Source organism: Lentzea sp. NPDC036955, from assembly GCF_055608005.1.
The window spans coordinates 118,449-135,978 of the sequence record NZ_JBVJRC010000013.1 but is presented as its reverse complement, the minus strand read 5'-3'; the positions used below and the strand labels follow the sequence as shown (position 1 = coordinate 135,978).

Annotated in this window: 17 protein-coding genes; 11 read left to right on the top strand and 6 right to left on the bottom strand. The window is 70.7% G+C overall.

Features of this window, described 5'->3' with window-relative positions:
- Positions 1–1,227: a metal-dependent hydrolase family protein gene (locus tag ACZ7CF_RS37020; protein WP_458432089.1), complete on the bottom strand. Its 1,227-nt coding sequence runs from the start codon at positions 1,225–1,227 to the stop codon at positions 1–3.
- Positions 1,228–1,569: 342 nt separating this feature from the next.
- Between ACZ7CF_RS37020 and ACZ7CF_RS37015 the strand changes: the two genes are divergently transcribed.
- The 3 genes from ACZ7CF_RS37015 to ACZ7CF_RS37005 are packed head-to-tail and all read left to right on the top strand — an operon-like array spanning position 1,570 to position 4,786.
- Positions 1,570–3,111 carry an HAL/PAL/TAL family ammonia-lyase gene (locus ACZ7CF_RS37015; protein ID WP_470371970.1) on the top strand — a complete coding sequence of 514 codons (1,542 nt, stop codon included), beginning with the start codon at positions 1,570–1,572 and terminating at the stop codon, positions 3,109–3,111.
- Positions 3,108–4,295, top strand: coding sequence for a carboxylate-amine ligase (locus ACZ7CF_RS37010; RefSeq protein WP_360388420.1), 1,188 nt, complete (start codon positions 3,108–3,110; stop codon positions 4,293–4,295). Before ACZ7CF_RS37015 ends, ACZ7CF_RS37010 begins: the two co-directional genes overlap by 4 nt.
- A gap of 5 nt (positions 4,296–4,300) precedes the next feature.
- Entirely contained in the window at positions 4,301–4,786 is a 486-nt protein-coding gene (locus ACZ7CF_RS37005; RefSeq protein WP_360388417.1) for a phenolic acid decarboxylase, read from the top strand.
- A 10-nt stretch (positions 4,787–4,796) separates the two neighbouring features.
- On the opposite strand, the gene ACZ7CF_RS37000 is transcribed toward ACZ7CF_RS37005, so the two are convergent.
- The gene (locus ACZ7CF_RS37000) at positions 4,797–5,948 is read right to left on the bottom strand and encodes a histidine decarboxylase (protein WP_360388414.1); all 1,152 of its coding nucleotides are present in this window, start codon (positions 5,946–5,948) and stop codon (positions 4,797–4,799) included.
- A gap of 39 nt (positions 5,949–5,987) precedes the next feature.
- On the opposite strand from ACZ7CF_RS37000, the gene ACZ7CF_RS36995 reads away from it, so the two are divergent.
- From ACZ7CF_RS36995 to ACZ7CF_RS36965, 7 genes are all read left to right on the top strand, one after another.
- Entirely contained in the window at positions 5,988–6,188 is a 201-nt protein-coding gene (locus tag ACZ7CF_RS36995; RefSeq protein WP_470371969.1) for a hypothetical protein, read from the top strand.
- A 205-nt stretch (positions 6,189–6,393) separates the two neighbouring features.
- The gene (locus tag ACZ7CF_RS36990; RefSeq protein ID WP_470371968.1) at positions 6,394–7,134 is read left to right on the top strand and encodes a glycine-rich domain-containing protein; all 741 of its coding nucleotides are present in this window, start codon (positions 6,394–6,396) and stop codon (positions 7,132–7,134) included.
- Between the two features lie 376 nt (positions 7,135–7,510).
- Positions 7,511–8,641: a cytochrome P450 gene (locus tag ACZ7CF_RS36985; protein WP_470371967.1), complete on the top strand. Its 1,131-nt coding sequence runs from the start codon at positions 7,511–7,513 to the stop codon at positions 8,639–8,641.
- Positions 8,642–8,852: 211 nt separating this feature from the next.
- Positions 8,853–10,970 carry a discoidin domain-containing protein gene (locus ACZ7CF_RS36980; protein ID WP_470371966.1) on the top strand — a complete coding sequence of 706 codons (2,118 nt, stop codon included), beginning with the start codon at positions 8,853–8,855 and terminating at the stop codon, positions 10,968–10,970.
- Positions 10,971–11,025: 55 nt separating this feature from the next.
- On the top strand, positions 11,026–11,457 hold the full coding sequence (locus ACZ7CF_RS36975) for a hypothetical protein (protein WP_470371965.1): 432 nt from the start codon (positions 11,026–11,028) through the stop codon (positions 11,455–11,457).
- Between the two features lie 207 nt (positions 11,458–11,664).
- A complete protein-coding gene (locus ACZ7CF_RS36970; RefSeq protein ID WP_470371964.1) occupies positions 11,665–12,699 on the top strand; it encodes a S1 family peptidase in 1,035 nt (344 codons plus the stop codon).
- A gap of 48 nt (positions 12,700–12,747) precedes the next feature.
- Positions 12,748–13,740 (top strand): hypothetical protein, encoded by a 993-nt coding sequence (locus ACZ7CF_RS36965; RefSeq protein ID WP_470371963.1) that lies wholly within the window; start codon positions 12,748–12,750, stop codon positions 13,738–13,740.
- Between the two features lie 8 nt (positions 13,741–13,748).
- On the opposite strand, the gene ACZ7CF_RS36960 is transcribed toward ACZ7CF_RS36965, so the two are convergent.
- Genes ACZ7CF_RS36960 through ACZ7CF_RS36945 form a run of 4 tightly spaced genes read right to left on the bottom strand, consistent with a single transcriptional unit; the run spans position 13,749 to position 16,884 of the window.
- Complete coding sequence (locus tag ACZ7CF_RS36960) at positions 13,749–14,639, bottom strand: class I SAM-dependent methyltransferase (protein ID WP_360401020.1); 891 nt, start codon at positions 14,637–14,639, stop codon at positions 13,749–13,751.
- Positions 14,606–15,253 carry a cysteine hydrolase family protein gene (locus ACZ7CF_RS36955; protein ID WP_470371962.1) on the bottom strand — a complete coding sequence of 216 codons (648 nt, stop codon included), beginning with the start codon at positions 15,251–15,253 and terminating at the stop codon, positions 14,606–14,608. The genes ACZ7CF_RS36960 and ACZ7CF_RS36955 overlap by 34 nt, the downstream gene beginning before the upstream one ends.
- Positions 15,250–16,326 (bottom strand): isocitrate/isopropylmalate family dehydrogenase, encoded by a 1,077-nt coding sequence (locus ACZ7CF_RS36950; RefSeq protein WP_360401026.1) that lies wholly within the window; start codon positions 16,324–16,326, stop codon positions 15,250–15,252. Before ACZ7CF_RS36950 ends, ACZ7CF_RS36955 begins: the two co-directional genes overlap by 4 nt.
- Positions 16,327–16,353: 27 nt before the next feature.
- Positions 16,354–16,884: an EF-hand domain-containing protein gene (locus ACZ7CF_RS36945; RefSeq protein ID WP_360401029.1), complete on the bottom strand. Its 531-nt coding sequence runs from the start codon at positions 16,882–16,884 to the stop codon at positions 16,354–16,356.
- A 344-nt stretch (positions 16,885–17,228) separates the two neighbouring features.
- Here ACZ7CF_RS36945 and ACZ7CF_RS36940 point away from each other — a divergent pair.
- A partial coding sequence (locus ACZ7CF_RS36940; RefSeq protein ID WP_470371961.1) for a hypothetical protein occupies positions 17,229–17,530 on the top strand: 302 nt, incomplete at its 3' end.

The following is a 17,530-nucleotide window of genomic DNA, read 5'->3' as shown; positions in this document are numbered from 1 at the left end:
TCACCGAACATCCGGATGGGCGTGCCGCTTGATGTGACCGTTCTGCATGACGAAGTCGACGTTCCCGGTGCAGCCGATGTCCTCGAAGGGGTTGCCGGGCATCGCGACGAGGTCGGCGAGCGCGCCGGGGCGGATGGTGCCGCGGTCGGGGGTGGCGAGCAGCGCGGCGGCTTCGGAGGTAGCGGCGCGGAGCGCGCGCAGCTCGCTGATGCCGTTGGAGACCATGGTGGGGAACTCGCGCCAGTTGTCGCGGTGGGGCAGGACGCTGGCGTCGGAGCCGAACGCGATCCGGGCCGCTGAGCCGGCGGGATGGGTGGCGCACTGGTGCAGGCGGTCGGCGTGCGTGCGGAAGGTGTCTCTGAGGTGGTCCGGCTTGTCAGTCCAGAAGTCGTCGTCGTCGAGGTGGCGCAGGCATTCGACGGTGACGAACTGGGTGGGGACGAGCCAGATGCCCTTGTCCGCGAGCACGGTGAGCGTGGAAGGGGTGGCGAGTGAGGCGTGTTCGACGGAGCGGACGCCGGCGTGGGCGGCGCGCAGGACGCCTTCGTCGTTGAACGCGTGGACAGCGGTGGGCATCCCGAGGTCGCGCGCGGTGGCGACGAGGGCGTCGACTTCCGCCTGGGAGTAGGTGACCAGTTCGGGGTCGTCGTGTTCGGAGCCGAACCCGCCGGTGCCGGCGAACTTGATCCAGTCCGCGCCCTGCCGTGCTTCGACGCGGACGGCCTGGACGACCTCGTCGACGCCGTCGGCGAGGGCGCCCAGCTCGACGCCGAAGCGTTCGCCCAACCCGGCGGACTTGTCGCCGTGGCCACCTCTGCCGGAGATGATGCGCGGCGCCACGATCATGCGCGGACCGTCGACGACCCCTTCGCGCTGCGCTTGCTTCAGGTCGACGGTGACGGACGGGGGTGCGCACCCGAGGTCGCGCACCGTCGTGAAGCCGTTGTGCAGCAGGGTCCGCAACGACGTCAGTGCCGCCAGGGTCTGCGCGCTGACGGAGGTGTCGGGTGGCAGGTCGGGCACGACGTGGACGTGGCAGTCGATGAACCCCGGAACCAGGGTGCGATCGCCCAGGTCGACCACCTCCGCTCCCCGCGTCCGCGTCGGGCCGACCTCCTCCACGCGGCCCCCTGCGACGAGCACCGAGGTCCGCCCGGAAGGACGGTCGGCGATCCCGTCCCAGAACCGGTCGGCGACCACGATCAAGGGGTTCGTCGCGATTGACATCGATTGCCCTTCACTTTCACCGGTCGACTGGTCGCAGGGCCACTCTTTTGTGGGAATCCGCACCCGGAAAGCGCAGTCCCGGTGGACGTGTTGCTGCTGACCGTAGGCTCCTGCGCCTGTTCGAGTGACGGGTTTCCCTCCATTTCGATCTTACCAATGAATGAGGTGCTCCGTGGTGGATTAGCGGGCTTCCCGTGCGGGCATCACCAATTAAGGGAACTGTGCGGTTGAATTCCGAGCGAAATCGAATACGCGTGAATACCGTGGAGGACGACGGTGGAGGACACGACGGCCGGAGACCGGTCATTGATCTTGGGCGAGAATTCTCTCGACCCGCGAACGGTGGCAGAGGTCGCCTCCCGTGAGCTCCGCGGCGGGATACGGCTGTCCGACGGGGCGGCCGAGCGGGTCGACGGCAGCGCGGCGCTGCGCGGGGAACTGGTCGAGGCCGGACAACCCCTGTACGGGGTGACCACCGGTTTCGGTGACAGCGCGCGCCGGGTGGTGTCCGCGGACAAGGCGGTGGAGCTGCAGCTGGGCCTGGCCGAGTACCACTTGGCGGGGGTCGGTCCGCAGACCCCGCCGGAGGTGGTGCGGGCGGCGATGCTGATCCGGGCCAACTGCTTGGCCAAGGGCGCCTCCGGGGTCCGCCGCGGCCTGGTCGAGCTGCTGCTGTCCTGTCTGGAGAACGACCTGGTTCCCGTTGTGCCCCAGCGCGGTTCGGTCGGCGCGAGCGGTGACCTGACGCCGTTGTGCTACATCGCGAACGTCCTGCTGGGCCGGGGCGAGGTGGTGGTAGGGGGTGAGCGGCGGCCGGCGTCCGAAGCGCTGCGGGAGTGCGGGTTGACGCCGTGGGAGCCGGAGCCCAAGGAGGTGCTGGCGCTGATCAACGGCACGTCGTTCTCCTCGGCCTTCGCGGTCGTCGCGCTGCAGCGCGCCACCCGCCTGGCCCACGCCGCCGAGGTGTGCACGGCGATGGCCTGCGAAGCCCTCGACGCCGACCGCAGCCACTACGACCCCGTGATCCACGAGCACAAGCCGCACCCGGGGCAGCGGGCGAGCGCTGAAGCCCTGCTGTCGCTGCTGGACCGGTCCGGCCTGGTCGAGGACCACCCCGCGTCCCTGGGCGATGACGACCAGGTCGACGGCGACTACGAGGAGCTGGACCAGCCGATCCAGGAGCCGTACAGCCTGCGGTGCGCCCCGCAGGTGATCGGGGTGTTGCGCGACACCCTCGACTGGGTCGGCCGCTGGCTGGAGGTGGAGATCAATTCGGTGGACGACAACCCGCTGTTCGACACGCGCACGGGCCAGGCGTACAGCGGCGGCAACTTCTACGCGGGCCACGTCGGCCAGGCGATGGACTCGCTCAAGGTGGTGACGGCGTCCATCGGCGACCTGCTGGACCGGCAGGTCGCGCTGCTGGTGGACGAGCAGTACAACCGCGACCTGACCCCGAACCTCATTCCCCGCGTGGACGACGACGACCCGCACGCCGGGCTGCGCCACGGTTTCAAAGCCGCCCAGATCACCTGCTCCGCCCTGGCGGCCGAAGCGCTGAAGAACACCATGCCCGCCACCGCCTTCTCCCGTTCCACCGAGTGCCACAACCAGGACAAGGTCAGCATGGGCACCATCGCCGCCCGCGACGCGCACACCGTGGTGGAGCTGGTGGAGAACATCGCCGCGGTCCACCTGCTGGCCTCCTGCCAGGCGTTGGACCTCCGCGGCGCCGACCGGGCCGCGCCCGCCACGAAAGCCGTGCGCGACCTCGTCCGCGAACACGTGCCGCCGGTCGAGGACGACCGCGGCGTGGGAGGTGACGTCAGCGTCGTCGCACGACTGCTGCGCACCGGGGCCGTCATGCGGACCGGTGAGCGGTGAACGCCGGCCACAGCGCTCTCGGCGCGTCGACCGGCCTGCCGGAGGGCACCGGCGTGACGATGGGCGTGGAGGAGGAGTTCCTCCTGGTGAGCCGCGGTTCCCGGCTGCCGGTCGGCGACGCCGCAGCGGTGCTGGCCGGTGTGCCTCCCGCGGACCTGCCCGGTGAGAGCCGCGTGGTGCACGAGCTGTGGGACACCCAGGTCGAGGCGACCACCGGAATCTGCTCCGACCTCGCGCAGGTGCGCGACGAGCTCACCCGCAACCGCGCCGCGCTGCGACGGTCGGCCCGGTCACTGGGCCTGGAGCTGGTGCCCTCGGGACACCCGCTGTTCGGCGCCGAGACCGCGCCTCCCCGGTGCGACGGCCACTACGGGTGGATGAGCGAGACCTACGCCGGGGCCCTGGCCGACCAGGAGATCTGCGGCTGCCACGTCCACATCGGGCTCGGCGACCGCGAGATCGGCGTCGCCGTGCTCAACCACCTGGCACCGTGGTTGCCGACGCTGCTGGCGCTCACCGCCAACTCACCCTTCCGGCGAGGCCGGGACAGCGGGTTCCACAGCTGGCGGATGATGGTGCTGACCCGCCTGCCGGCCTCCGGCATCCCGCCGTGGTTCGGTTCGACCGCTGAGTACGACGCCGACCTGGCCCGCCTGCGGGAGTGCGGGCTGCTGCCCCCCGACCACGGCGGCCTGCGCCTGGCCCGCCTGTCCGACCACCTGCCCACCGTGGAGGTCAGGGTCGCCGACACCACGGCCACGACCGACGAGGCGGTGCTCCACGCTGCTCTGGTCCGCGGTCTCGTGCGCACCGCGCTAGGCGAGCTGGACGCCGGCCGGGAGGCCCGCCGCCTCGGGGACACCGTGCTGGGCGACGCGTTGTGGGCGGCCGCTCGACACGGCCTCGACGGCCCGGCCGTGGACCCGTGGAGCGGCACGCGCACAGCACCGGGCGCGATGGTGTCCCGCCTGTTCCGGCACGTCGAGGACGCACTGGCCGCGACCGGTGACCTCGACGAGGTGCGCACGCTGCTCCACGCGGTGCTCACCGGCGGCAACGGGGCCATGCGGCAGCGCCTGGCCGCTGTTCTGCACGGCGTGCCCGGCGCGCTCGACCTGCTCGTCCGGGACGCGGAAGGTGGGACACCGCCACCGGCCGGACCGGTGACACCACTCAGGAGGTGAGCGACGTGAACGACGCCCTGCTCGGAAAGCACCTGATCTACACCTACGACAGCGGATGGCGGTACGAGTTGTACGTCAAGAACGCCACCGGCATCGACTACCGCATCCACAGCGGGCCCGTCGGCGGCCGGTGGGTCAAGGACCAGGCCGTCCACATCACCCGCCTCGACTCCGGCGCCCACACCGTGTCCTGGACCGAACCCACCGGCACCTCGGTCGCCCTGGTCGTCGACCTGGAGCACCGCCAGTTGCACGGCGCGATCTTCTTCCCCCGCTGGGTGTGGGACGACCCCGCCGAGACCGCGTGCTTCCAGAACGACCACCTCGACCGGATGACCGCCCTCCGCGACGCCGGACCCACCTACCCGGTCGAGGTGGTCGACGAGGCCGCGCGGATCACCTTCGTCGACCAGCGGGACACCGACGACGACACCGTGATCGACCGCGCACCCGAGGACCTGCCCGACGGGTACGCCGACCGCACGCGGTGAACCGGCCGGCTCAGGCGCGCTGACCGGTCAGGTCCGCGCAGAGCTGGTCGATGAGCTCGGTGGTGACGTGGGGCATGACGGACAGGTGCGCGCGCCCGTCCACGTCGAGCAGGTGCCAGGCGCTCATCGCCTCGTCCTCGGGGCGGTCGAACAGCACGACGTTGCCGCCGGGGAAGCGGGTCGGGTTGAGCCCCGCTTCCCCCAGGCGCCGGACCGCGTGCTCGGTGACCTCCAGGCAGTGCCGGACCCGTTCGGCGAGCCCGTCGCGTCCCAGTCCGCGCAAGGCATACCACAGCAGCAACGGCGACAGCGCGTCCCGGGACCCGCCGATCGTGTCGTCGTCGCTGCCCACCGCCACCCCCGGCCTGCGGATCGCGTCCGCGTCCACCTCGCGCACGAGGACCGCACTGCTGGGCAGGGGCGACCCGATGATCTTGTGGCCGCTGATCGACACGCTGTCCGCGCCGTCGGGGAACGACCAGGGGCGGCGTGGTCGACCGAACTCGGCGAGCGGCCCGCCGAACGCCGCGTCGGAGTGGACGAACACCCGGTCCACCCCCGCGTCGGTGGCGGCCCGCCGGATGCCGGGGATGTCGTCGACAGCGCTCCTGCCGGTGGTGCCGATGGTGGCGACCACGACCGCCGGCACGCCTCTGCTGCCGATCTCGTGCCCGAGCGCGGCGAGATCCAGCACGCCGCGCTCGTCGACGTCCACCGCCACGTAGGGCATGCGCAGGAGCTTCGCGATCTTCGGCATGGAGTAGTGCGCCTCGCGCGAGGCGAACAGCACGCCGTCCGGGTACCGCTCACGCGCCACGTAGGCCGCGAACAGGTTCGCCTCCGTCCCGCCGTGCGCCAGGTGACCGAACACCTCGTCCGGTGACCCGCCGGCGAGCTCGACGAAGAACGTCATCACCGCCTGTTCGAACGGCTTGGTGTCGAGCCCGTACTCGCTCGCCTGGTCAGGGCTGCCCGCGTTGTTGAGGTGCATCGACAGGAACGGGGCCAACGGGCCGTAGTCGAATTCCAGGTTGACCGGAAAACCGGTCATGTGCCGGGAACGCTCTTGGACCGAGGCCGCGAAGCGCTGCAACAGTTCGACGTCCGCGCCTCGGCGGGCGTCGCCGTGCACCGGGATCCGCAGTTCTTCCGGTGAGAACACGAAGACCACCTATTGGGCAGGAGCACCGTCGTCACCGCCGTGCTGCCCGCGCTCGCCCTGCGGCGGCAGACGATGTCGTTTCCGACATGGACCGTGTTCCATCATGCCGGGCAGACGACGGCCACCGTCAGCGCGAAACAGGTGAAATTCGATCCGCCCGTTCACGGACGCGGCTTCACACACCTGCGGCGCCGCGGCGAGGAATGGGCGACCCGTTGCTCCTCGCGGGTGAACCGCTGACCAGACGCTGTCCCAGCCGGGGTGTCCACTTCTGGTCCGAGCCGTTCCGCGCCCTTCTTCGTTCGCGATCGAGGTGGAATCTCGACTTTCGCCGGAAATTGGAATAGATCGACACCGGGGTGCGAGCTTCACCTAATCGAACCTGTTGTTCCCAGTGTGTTCCGAGTACGAATGAACACCGCCACTTGCAATCTTTGGAGGATTCATGTCACCTGTCGACTCAGTCGGCCGCTCGTTCACCCGAAGAGGGCTGGCAGCAGCGGCGCTGACAGCGTTGTTGCTGCCGTTGACCGCGCCGGCGCCCGCTCACGCGGCCTTGGTCAACACCTACACCAACCCCGGCAACTTCACCTTCACCGTGCCGGCCGGAGTCACCGCCGTCACCGTGCACGTCGTCGGGGCAGGCGGCGGGGGCGGTGGCAGTGGTTGGGGGTTCTTCCCCGTGCCCGGACCCGGTGGTGGCGGCGGCGGAGGCGGGGCGAACGCGACCTGCACGCTGGCCGTCACCGCGGGTGCCGTCCTGAAGATCTCGGTCGGTGCGGGGGGCACCGGAGGCGGTCCGCGCGAGGGCGTCTACCAGGCCAAGGCCGGCGCGTCCGGTGGGAGCTCCGGCATCACCATCGGCACGACCGTGCGGGCCAACGGTGGCGGCGGTCAAGGCGGGCAAGGTTCCCTCGGCGACAACACCGGCGGGGTCGGGGGCAACGGGAGCAGCTCGGCGAGCTGCAGCGGCACGGTGGTCACCACAACCCCCGGCGCTGCTGGAGCCACCGGAGGCAACGGTGTGCTGAGCAGCGGCGGAGGTCCAGGCGGTGCGCCCGGTTCGACGGTGCCCGCCGAATGCGCGGCCGGCACCGGACGAGGGGGCAACGGCGCCAACGGCGGTGTGTTCAACGGGTTCACCGGCGACGTCGGCAGCAACGGCTGCGTCGTCCTCAGGTACTGATCCGGCTCTGTCCGGACGAGGCCGCTGACCCTTCCTCCTCGCCGGTGTGGGGTCAGTGGCAGACCTGACTGATCAGGTCCGGTGCGGTAGGCAGGTGCTTGAGAGTTGAGCTCCGTGCCGCCGCCTGCGTCCACTCGGTCGGACAGCTCGGGCGGAACACCGCAGTGCCTCGTTTGTCGCAACGCCAGCCTGTTGACTGCGGGTAATCGCCCGAGAACACTGGGTGTTCCCGAGGTGAGGAGTGGTCTGGTGAAACTGCTGAAGAGGATTGTCCGTCGTCGCTTCGCCAAGCCCGGTTACTACGCCTACCCGGCGGTGTGATCCGGTCCTGTTTCCGGGCCGCCCGCTCGGGCGGCCCGGACCGGGAGCCGTCCGCGTGAGAGACCCGCGGCAGGCGTTGACCGCCGTGGCGCGGTCCGGGGGTGGCGTGGTCGAGTTGCGGCCCGGTACGTGGCTGGTGACCGATCCCGCCACCACCGAGCGCCTGCTGGCGAGCCGGCACGCCCTGACCGCCAGGACCGAGCGGGGCGCGGATGTCATCTCCTGGGGCGAGGACGGCCTGGAGCGGTGGATGGCGGCCCGCCGCGCCATGCGCCCAGGACTGACCGCGGCTGCCGCTGCCCGGTTCGAGCCGACCACCGGCTCGTACGCCCGACGGGCCGTCACCGGGTGGGCGTCGATGACGAGCATCGACGCGATGGCCGAAGCCACCCGCCTGATGGCGGCGGTCAACACCCACTACGTCCTGGGTGAACCGGCCCCGGTCATCACCGCCCTCGTCGGGAACGAGCTGTCGACCGCGCAGCGGACCCGTTTCCCCGTGTCCCGCCGGTTGCCGCGCAGGCAGCTCGCCACGTACACCGCCCTGCGCACCCACCTGCGCGACCGAACGCCGGCCAGAGGACTCGTCGCTGACCTGGCCGCCGCGGGACTGGACGAGCGGAGCACCACGCTGGCGGTGCGGGCCATGCTGCTGTCCAGCCACCACGTTCCTGCCGCCGCCTTGGCGTGGGCGCTGCACGAGCTGTCCCGGTGTCCCGATCTCCAGCGGAGGGTCCGCGACGAGGCCACCGCACTTCCGGACCCTGGCGCCGCTGACCTGCCCCTGTGCCGGGCGGTCGTCAGGGAAACCCTGCGCCTGCACCCGCCGATCTGGCAGCTGCGGCGCGTCCTGGACGCCCCCGTCCCCGGCTTCCCGGCCGGCGCCGAGGTGCTGTTCAGCCCGTACGTCAACCACCGCGACCCGGCAGTCCACCTCGACCCGGACCGGTTCGACCCCCACCGGTGGACCTCCGCTCCGCGCCCTTCCCCTGGCTCCTACCTGCCCTTCGGGCTGGGGCACCGCTTCTGCCCCGGCTCCCACCTGGCCACCGCCGAACTCACCGTCGTCCTCGCCGCGGTCCTCGCAGGTCACCACGTCCTGCCGCGCCAGACGCCCAAGCCGCTGCGAGGTGTCCTGAACGCACCGCACCGCCTGCGTGTGGCCCTGGTTCCGCGTCCCCGGTGAATCGGTGTTGTCGAAGTTCTTGGTCGCCTGTCCTCCTGCTCACGCGGACGATGACTGGAGAGCGCTCTCCCAAACAGCGTCCCGCTGGGCGTCCGGAAGTGTCAAGAGGGCTCGTTGACATCGCTGACCTGCGTTCGTAACATTCGTCGGCAGGGGCTGTGAGAGCGCTCTCCCGCATCTCTCATCCCCAGTCGACCCTGCAGGAGACGCAATGTCCCGCCTCCGCTCCATCGGCACAGTCATCGCCGTACTCGTAGGACTCGCAGTAGTGCCGGGCCCGGTCAGCGCCGCGCCCTCACTGCTGTCCCAGGGAAAACCCGCCACCGCCTCGTCGACGGAGGGCGCGGGCACCCCGGCATCCGCTGCTGTCGACGGTGACGCCGGCACCCGCTGGTCCAGCGCGTGGAGCGACCCGCAGTGGCTGCGGGTCGACCTCGGCGCGTCCTCGTCCATCACCCGCGTCGAGCTCGACTGGGAGGGTGCCTACGCCACGGCGTTCGAGATCCAGGTCTCCGCCACCGGTGACGCGTGGACGCCGGTCCGCTCGGTCACCGGTGGCACCGGCGGCCGGCAGGGCTTCGACGTCAGCGGCACCGGCCGGTACGTCCGGGTCCACTCGACACAGCGCGCCAACGGTTACGGCGTCTCGCTGTGGGAGTTCCGGGTGTTCGGCGAGCAGGGTTCCACCCCGCAGCCGGGCACCGGGGTGCGGGTGACCGGCTCGCAGGGCAACTGGCAGCTCACCGTGGACGGCCGGCCGTGGACGGTGAAGGGCCTGACGTGGGGCCCGCCCGCCGCGGACGCCGCGCGGTACATGCCGGAGCTGAAGTCCATGGGCGCCAACACGGTGCGCACCTGGGGCACGGACGCCTCCACCCGCCCGCTGCTGGACGCGGCGGCGGCGAACGGGCTGCGCGTGATCAACGGCTTCTGGTTGCAGCCCGGTGGCGGTCCCGGTTCTGGCGGCTGCGTCAACTACGTGACCGACGCGCAGTACAAGGCGGACACGCTCGGTCAGATCCGGCAGTGGGTGACCGCCTACCGGGACCACCCCGGCGTGCTGATGTGGAACGTGGGCAACGAGTCCATCCTCGGGCTGCAGAACTGCTACTCCGGCGCCGAGCTGGAGAACCAGCGCGTCGCCTACGCCAAGTACGTCAACGAGGCCGCCCGCGCGATCCACGCGATCGACACCAACCACCCGGTGACCAACACCGACGCCTGGACCGGTGCGTGGGTGTACCTGAAGGCCCACGCTCCCGACCTCGACCTGTACGCGGTCAACTCCTACGGCAACGTCTGCAAGGTGCGGGAGGACTGGGTCGGCGGCGGCTACACCAAGCCGTACATCCTCACCGAGGCCGGCCCGGCCGGTGAGTGGGAGGTCCCCAACGACGCCAACGGCGTTCCGGCCGAGCCCACGGACGTGCAGAAGCGCGACGGTTACACGCAGGCGTGGAACTGCATCACCGGCCACACCGGCGTTTCCTTCGGCGGCACGCTGTTCCACTACGGCACCGAGTACGACTTCGGCGCCGTGTGGTTCAACCTGACCCCGGCGGGCAAGAAGCGGCTGTCGTTCTACTCGGTGCAGCGCGCGTTCGGCGGTGCGACGCCGGCGAACACCCCGCCAGTGGTCTCCGCGATGACCGTCCCGCAGACCGTCGCCGCCGGTGCGCCGCTCACGATCGACGTCGCGGCGTCGGACCCCGACGGGGACGCCATCGCCTGGTCGGCGGCGTTCAACAGCAAGTACGTCGACAACAGCGGCGGCCTCGCGAACGCGCCGGTGCGGGTGAACGGCAACCGGCTGACCGTGACCGCACCCGACCGGCTCGGCGTGTGGAAGGTCTACGTGATCGCCGAGGACGGCCGCGGCAACATCGGCATCGAGACGAGGTCCGTCCGGGTCGTGGCACCGCAGCCCGCCGGGGTGGACGTCGCGCGGGGCAAGGCGGTCACCGCGTCGTCGTACCAGCAGGTCGGTGACGGCGCCCCGTTCCCACCGGCCAACGCCGTCGACGGCAACGGCGCGACCCGCTGGGCCACCGACTGGGCCGACCCGCAGTGGCTGCGCGTCGACCTCGGCGCGGTGACGACGTTCCAGCACGTGCAGCTGGTGTGGGAGGGCGCGTTCGGCCGGGCGTACGAGGTCCAGGTGTCCGACGACGGCACGAACTGGCGTTCGGTGTACGGCACGACCACCGGCAACGGCGGCGTGGACTCGATCGACGTCACCGCGACCGGGCGGTACGTGCGGCTGTACGCCACCCAACGCGGAACCGGCTGGGGTTACTCGCTCTACGAGCTGGGCGTCTACCGCAGGTGATGCCCGGCGCACCAAACCGGCCCACGGCACCACATGATCCGGTTAAGGTGCCGGAATGGCGGAGAGCGGATTCGTCGAGATCCACGGGGCCAACCGGGGCAACAACGTGTTCCTGCACCTGTTCGCCGTGGCGTTGATGCTCACCGGACCGATCGTCTACGCGGCCAACGACGACAGCACCGTCGGCATCGTGCTCACCGCGGTGCTGGTGCCGCTGGGCATCTCCGTGTGGCGCGGGATCGGGCGGGCCGAGCGGCGGCTGCTGCGGCTGGACGAGGTGGGTCTGCCCGCGACCGCCCACGTGCTGACCATGGAGCCGATCAGCGAGGACGCCACGGTCCGCGTCCGGCTCTGGATCAGCGGCCCCGACGTGCCCGGCTTCGTGGCCGAACACGACGCCAGGTACGACCCGAGCCTGCGGCCGGGCAACGAGCTGGTCGCGACGGTCGACCCCGACGACCACCACGACTTCGAGCTTGACTACTAGGGCTGGGCACGGCCGGAAGCACAGCGGAATGGCATTATTGAAAGCGCTAATACTATTTTCCGCCCTTTGCGGCTTGACGCTCTCGCTGATCTCGTGACCTGCGGGAAATAAATATTATCGTCTGGACGTCCCTCTTTTGGTCGAGCACTCTGCTGTGCACACCCGGCGCGCCGCCCGCCGTCCGTCGAGAACAGCCGAGGAGAGACGATGAACGGTTGCACCGCCGCCCTCAAGCTGGCATCGGTCGTGGCCCTGGCAGCCGGTCTGGTCGTGACCGCGCCCGTCGCGCACGCCGCAGCCGATCCCGGCCAGCTGGCTGACGTCCTCGCAGACCGGCTCGGAGCCGCGAGCGCCGGGTCCTACGTGGACGGGGGAGGAAGACTCGTCGTCACGGTGACCGACCGGGCCGCGGCGGACACCGTCACCGCGACCGGTGCGCGTGCCGAGATCGTCAAGCACAGCGCGGCGACTCTCGGTGCCAGCGCCGCCGTCCTGGACCGCACGGCGCGGATTCCCGGCACCTCCTGGGGGATCGACCCCGCGACCAACCAGGTCGTGGTGTCCGCCGACGCGACCGTCACCGGCTCCGCGCTCGCCCGGCTGAGGTCCGTGGTCGGCGGTCTCGGCGACACGGCACGGCTGGAGCAGGTCGGCGGCTCGTTCCGGCCCACCATCACCGGCGGTGACGCCATCCTCGGCGGCGGCGTGCGGTGCTCGCTCGGGTTCAACGTCAAGACGCCCGGCACCAGCACCGCCTACCTGCTGACCGCCGGTCACTGCGGCAACCTCACGTCCACCTGGAGCACCTCCGGCGGTCAGGTCGTCGCGTCCCGCACGGGAACCAGCTTCCCCGGCAACGACTACGCCCTGTTCCGCTACACCAGCGGCATCAGCCGGCCCGGCTCGGTCAACCTGTACAACGGCTCCCAGCGCGACATCGCCCGCGCCGGCGACCCCGTGGTGGGGCAGACCGTCGGCCGCAGCGGCAGCACCACCGGGTTCCACCGGGGCAAGGTCACCGGCCTGAACGTCACGGTGAACTACGCGGACGGCACCACCGTGACCGGCATGATCGCGACGACGGTCTGCGTCGAGGGCGGCGACAGCGGGGGGCCGCTGTTCGCCGACAACACCGCACTCGGCCTGACCTCGGGTGGCAGCGGCAACTGCGCCAGCGGCGGCCGGTCGTTCTACCAGCCCGTCACCGAAGCCCTCCGTGCCTACGGCGTGGCGATCTACTGACGTCCACCGTCACTCCACAATGGATTCTTCAGCGTCGAGGAGCGTTCCATGACAGTCAACCGTCGCCGTCTTCTGCTGGGCAGTGCGGCTCTGCTGGCGGGCACCGCGGGTGCGACCGGTGCGGCCGGTACCGCCGCCGCGGCGCCGGCGGGGTTTCCCGACTACCGCTACCGCAGGCTCGCCCTGGTCAAGAGCAAGCTGCGGTACAACCCGACCGGTGAGCTGATCTTCCCGACGATCCGCGGCACCAAGGACCGCATCCCCGGCGCCAGGGCGGCCTACTACCTGTACTACGCGCCGCACGACGCACCGGGCGGGATCTGCCTGGCCTATGCCAACACCCTCGACGAGGAGTTCACCGAGTACCCGGGCAACCCGATCATCACCCGCAGCTGGCCCGGCGAGTACAGCGTGAGCCACGTGTCCTCACCGCACGCGATGTGGAACGACGACGTCAAGCGCATGTACCTGTACTTCCACGGCGAGAACACCGTGACCCGGCTGGCCAGCTCCGCCGACGGCATCAACTTCCGCTACGAGAAGGAGGTCCTGTCCACCCGGCTGATGCCCGCGGGCACCACCGAGACCTCCTACGCCAGGGTCTTCCGCCACGACCTGCCCGCCCGCGGCGCCCGTTACGTCATGGTCTTCATGATCAACAACAAGACCAACCACCGCGACATCGGCTGGGGCTGGTCACCGAATGCCCGCGACTGGACCTTCTCCCAGACCCCGCTCGTCCGCCACCAGGACGTCGGCGCCGTCAACATCGGCGGACCCCACCTGCTCTTCCGCAACAACAGCGCCTACGTCGTCTACAACACCGACATCGGCAGCGGCGGCAACATCCTCATCACCGAACTCGGCCGCGACTTCACCCAGCGCCGCCACCTCGGCGTCTTCCACGACTCCCTCACCGGCGCACCCGACAACGGCCGCTCCGCCGCACCCTCGTTCGGCACCTACCAAGGCCACGAGTACATGATCTACGAAGCAGGAGACCGGCTCGCGGGCAACATCGCCATCGCACGAGCGCTCTGACGGCTTCGTCAGAGCCGGGCCGCGAACACCCACCGGTTGCTCGCCAGCGCGTCGTCGGGCTCCGGTCGCGGACCGCGCCCGAACTCCGCGGTGAAGTCGAACGGGGTCGTCACCCGCGTGACCCAGCCCCTGTTCGCGAGATCACCGGCGGAGTCCGGGCGCGGTTCGGCGTCGAACAGCCTGAGCAGGTCGACGCCGATCCGCTGCCTCGCCGCCGAGTACACGGCGCTGGAGCGGACCTCCGGCCGTTCCACGCCGAGCTTGACCTCGAACGCCATCGAGCTGCCCCGCGCGCTCAGCTCGTCGACGACGTCGATCACGCGCCGTTCCGCGTCGCCGGGCAGGTAGAGCAGCAGGCCCTCGGCGAGCCAGACGCTCGGCGCGGCGGGATCGAACCCCGCGTCGCGCAACGACGTCTTCCAGTCGTCGCGCAGGTCGACCGCGATCGGCACCCGGTGTGCGCGTGACCTCGCACCGAGGTCGTCGAGCACGTTCTGCTTGAAGCGCAGCACCGGGTCCTGGTCGAGCTCGAACACCACGCAGCGCCGCGGCCAGCCCAGCCGGAAGGCCCGCGTGTCGAGACCGGCGCCCAGCAGCACCACCTGCCGTGCCCCGGTCTGCGCCGACCGCAGCACGAAGTCGTCGAGCACCCTCGTCCGCAGGCCGAAGTACCGCCCGAGCCTGCCCCACAACGGGTCGTCGTCGCCGTCCGGGACCGCGTCGAGGCGCAGCGGCCAGTCCTCGCAGGTGCCGGCCGCGCGCACGAAGTGCTCGGCGTACTCGTCACGTGCGAGCGAGTCCGGCCGGTGGGTCTCGATGGCACGGGCCGCGGCGACCATGAGGGCGGTGCGCGCGACCCCGTGCTCTACGGTCTGGCTGCCGTGTCCGGTACCCGGCACCTGTCCTGCCTCTCCTGGTCGTGCCGCACCGGCGCCGACCACACGTCCGGGTCGGCCAGCGTCGTCAGCCGGGCGCCGTAGACGGTGGCCATGAACCGCTGGACCGTGTCGTCGGGCAGGTGCAGGCTCGTCGTGCAGTCGGTCAGCACGCTCACGTGGAAACCGTGCTGGAACGCCGTTCGCGCCGTGGTGTCCACGCAGACGTCGGCGTACAGGCCCGCGAACACCAGGTGCTCGACGCCCGTGCGGCGCAGGTGCTCCTCGAAACCGTCGCTGAGGAACGCGTCGAACCGCGCCTGCTTGGTGAACACGCGTTCTCCCGGCAACGGCCGCACCTGGTGGAACTCGGCTCCCCACGTGCCCTCCAGGCACTTGGGACTCTTGCCGAGCACCAGGTCGCGCCGCCGCCAGCTCGGGCCCTGGTGCTCGACGTCGCCGTGGAACCGCACGAACAGCACCTCCACCGCCCGGTTCCTCGCCACGGCGACGGCACGGGCGGCGTTGCCGGCCACCGCGTCCAGCGCGGCGGGGTCGCCCCGGTACCGGGCGGCGACGGCAGGGCCGGTGCAGAAGTCGTTCTGCAGGTCGATGACGACGAGCGCCGTCGTGCTCACGCTTCGCCCGCCGGCACCGGTGCCGCGTGCCGGCCGCGATGACCCGGCTCCCGCAGCAGTTCGAGCACCGCGGCCACCACCTCGCCGGTCGAGTTCCGCCCGCCGAGGTCCGGGGTGCGCACACCCTGGTTCGCCACGGCGGTGAGAGCGCTTTCCGCACGCGCGATCGCACCGGTGGCCCCGGCGTGCCGCTCCGCGATGGCCGCTGCCGCGCGGATCGTCGCCGTCGGGTTGACGATGCCCAGGCCCTCCAGGTCGTCGGCAGAGCCGTGCACCGTCTGGTACTCCACCAGGTTCTGCACGTCGGGGTGCAGGTGGAGGTTCTCGGTGCAGCGGTTCTCCTGGCGCTCGCGGCCCAGCCGGTCGAGCAGGACGACGTGCATGACGTCGGCCCACTCGTTGGACCCGATGACGACGCTGCGGGCGGGCAGTCCGTGCTCGATGATGTTGCGGTTGACCGTGTCCGGCTGCGCGAGCCGCAGGTCCACGCCGTGCCGCGCACCGATGTCGGCCACCCACTCGCCCAGCGCACCGTCGAGCAGGTGGAACTTGTAGGCCATGACGACCTGCCCCAGCGGTTCGCCCGGCCAGTACCGCCTGGCCTGCCGCAGCGCGGCGAGGACGACCTTCTCGGTGATCTCCCTGCTGAAGACCGTGGTGCGGCGCACGACGCCGGGCTCGTGGTGGTTCTCGCCGGTGTAGAAGCCCTGGGCCTGGTCGCGGACCAGGAGCAGCGAGGTGTCCCGGCCGGCGATGAGGTCGACCTTCACCGCCTGCAGCCGTTCGCGGACCAGGTACAGCGACTGCGCGTTGATCGCGGTGCGGAAGACCGCGGTCGTGCCCGCGCGTGCCTGTTCGCGGCAGAACTGCTCGTAGTGGTCGGCGTCCTGCCCGGTCAGCAGCCCGACCTCCGCGACCCCGCTCGCCTCCGCCTTGAGGGAGAAGTACGAGTGGTAGAGCCTGGGGGAGCGGACGATGCGGACGTCCCCGAACGTGGTCACGACCCGTTCGAAGACGTCGGCGAGCTCAGGACCGGTGCCGCGGCCGACGGCGAGCCCGATGGTGGGGACCAAGGCGTTCCTCTCCTGCTCGTCGGCCGGTCAGACCCTGCTGGTGACCAGGTGGTCGCCGGGGATGCCGGTCTTCGCGGGGCTGTAGTAGTCCTTGATCCCGGCGACCCAGGTCGACACGGTGATCTCGTCGTCCGGCGTGGGCCCGAAGGCGTCGAACAGCGCGTGGATCGCGTCCTGCTCGAACCCGATCGCGGTCATGAGCGCCAGGAAGACGGGCCGTTCGATGAGCCCGTCGCCGTCCGGGTCGCCCAGGTCGGCGAGCGCCTCGGCGAACTCGCTGATCGTGTGGTCGAACCGCTCCGGCGCCAGCACGCAGGCCGTGAACTCCTCGAAGGTGATCGTGCCGTCGCGGTCGGCGTCCAGTTCGGTGACCAGGGTCTCCCAGTAGCGCTCGAACGCTTCGCGCATCGCGCTCTTGGCCGCCTGGCCTGACTGCGGTGCCGCCGCCACGACATCGTCCGCCATGATCTCGAAGTCCTCGGCCTGGAGGTGGCCGTCCCCGTTGCGGTCGAAGAGGCTGAAGACGACCGCGACGCGGTCGAGGGCGTTGCTCTGCATTGCTGGACCACTCTTTCCGGGTGAACGTGATCAGGAACCGTGGCGACCGTAGCCCGGAGAAGGCACGCGACTGACCGGTCATGACCGCAAAGTGTGAATTTCGGCTGGAGCCGTCCGAATCCCCCGGATGTGGGTGTTGCTCCCGGGTCTCGGCACATCTGGAGCGCATGGTCGTCGTCGGAGGCGCACTGCCGGGTTCTTCCGTTACTGCGAACGATTCGCCTCGCCGCGGTCGTTCTCCCGATCGGGGGGCGGCCTGCGACGCACCGTGCAGGCGTAGACCGGCGCCCTTCGGGGTAGAGGAGATCGAGTTGCGGACAACCCCACCAGTGAAGGGCACACCGATGAGCGACAAGAACGTCCCCGCCGACGCGGCCGAGCAGGCCGGCGCGGTCCGCGAGAAGGCGACCGCCGTGGCCGCTCAGGTGAGCGAGAAGGCGACCGTCATCGCGGGTCAGGTCGGTGAGAAGGCCGGTGCGGTCGCCGAGCAGGTGAGCGGGAAGGCCGGTGCGGTCGCCGAGCAGGTGAGCGGGAAGGCCGGTGCGGTTGCCGAGCAGGTGAGCGGGAAGGCCGGTGCGGTTGCCGAGCAGGTGAGCGGGAAGGCCGGTGCGGTTGCCGAGCAGGTGAGCGGGAAGGCCGGTGCGGT

What these genes read in the sequence shown, in the direction of transcription:
- ACZ7CF_RS36975 (WP_470371965.1), top strand. Translation starts at nt 11,026, where the DNA reads ATGGCGGAGAGCGGATTCGTCGAGATCCACGGGGCCAACCGGGGCAAC.
- ACZ7CF_RS37020 (WP_458432089.1), bottom strand. Translation starts at nt 1,227, where the DNA reads ATGTCAATCGCGACGAACCCCTTGATCGTGGTCGCCGACCGGTTCTGG.
- ACZ7CF_RS36990 (WP_470371968.1), top strand. Translation starts at nt 6,394, where the DNA reads ATGTCACCTGTCGACTCAGTCGGCCGCTCGTTCACCCGAAGAGGGCTG.
- ACZ7CF_RS36970 (WP_470371964.1), top strand. Translation starts at nt 11,665, where the DNA reads ATGAACGGTTGCACCGCCGCCCTCAAGCTGGCATCGGTCGTGGCCCTG.
- ACZ7CF_RS36980 (WP_470371966.1), top strand. Translation starts at nt 8,853, where the DNA reads ATGTCCCGCCTCCGCTCCATCGGCACAGTCATCGCCGTACTCGTAGGA.
- ACZ7CF_RS36945 (WP_360401029.1), bottom strand. Translation starts at nt 16,884, where the DNA reads ATGCAGAGCAACGCCCTCGACCGCGTCGCGGTCGTCTTCAGCCTCTTC.
- ACZ7CF_RS36965 (WP_470371963.1), top strand. Translation starts at nt 12,748, where the DNA reads ATGACAGTCAACCGTCGCCGTCTTCTGCTGGGCAGTGCGGCTCTGCTG.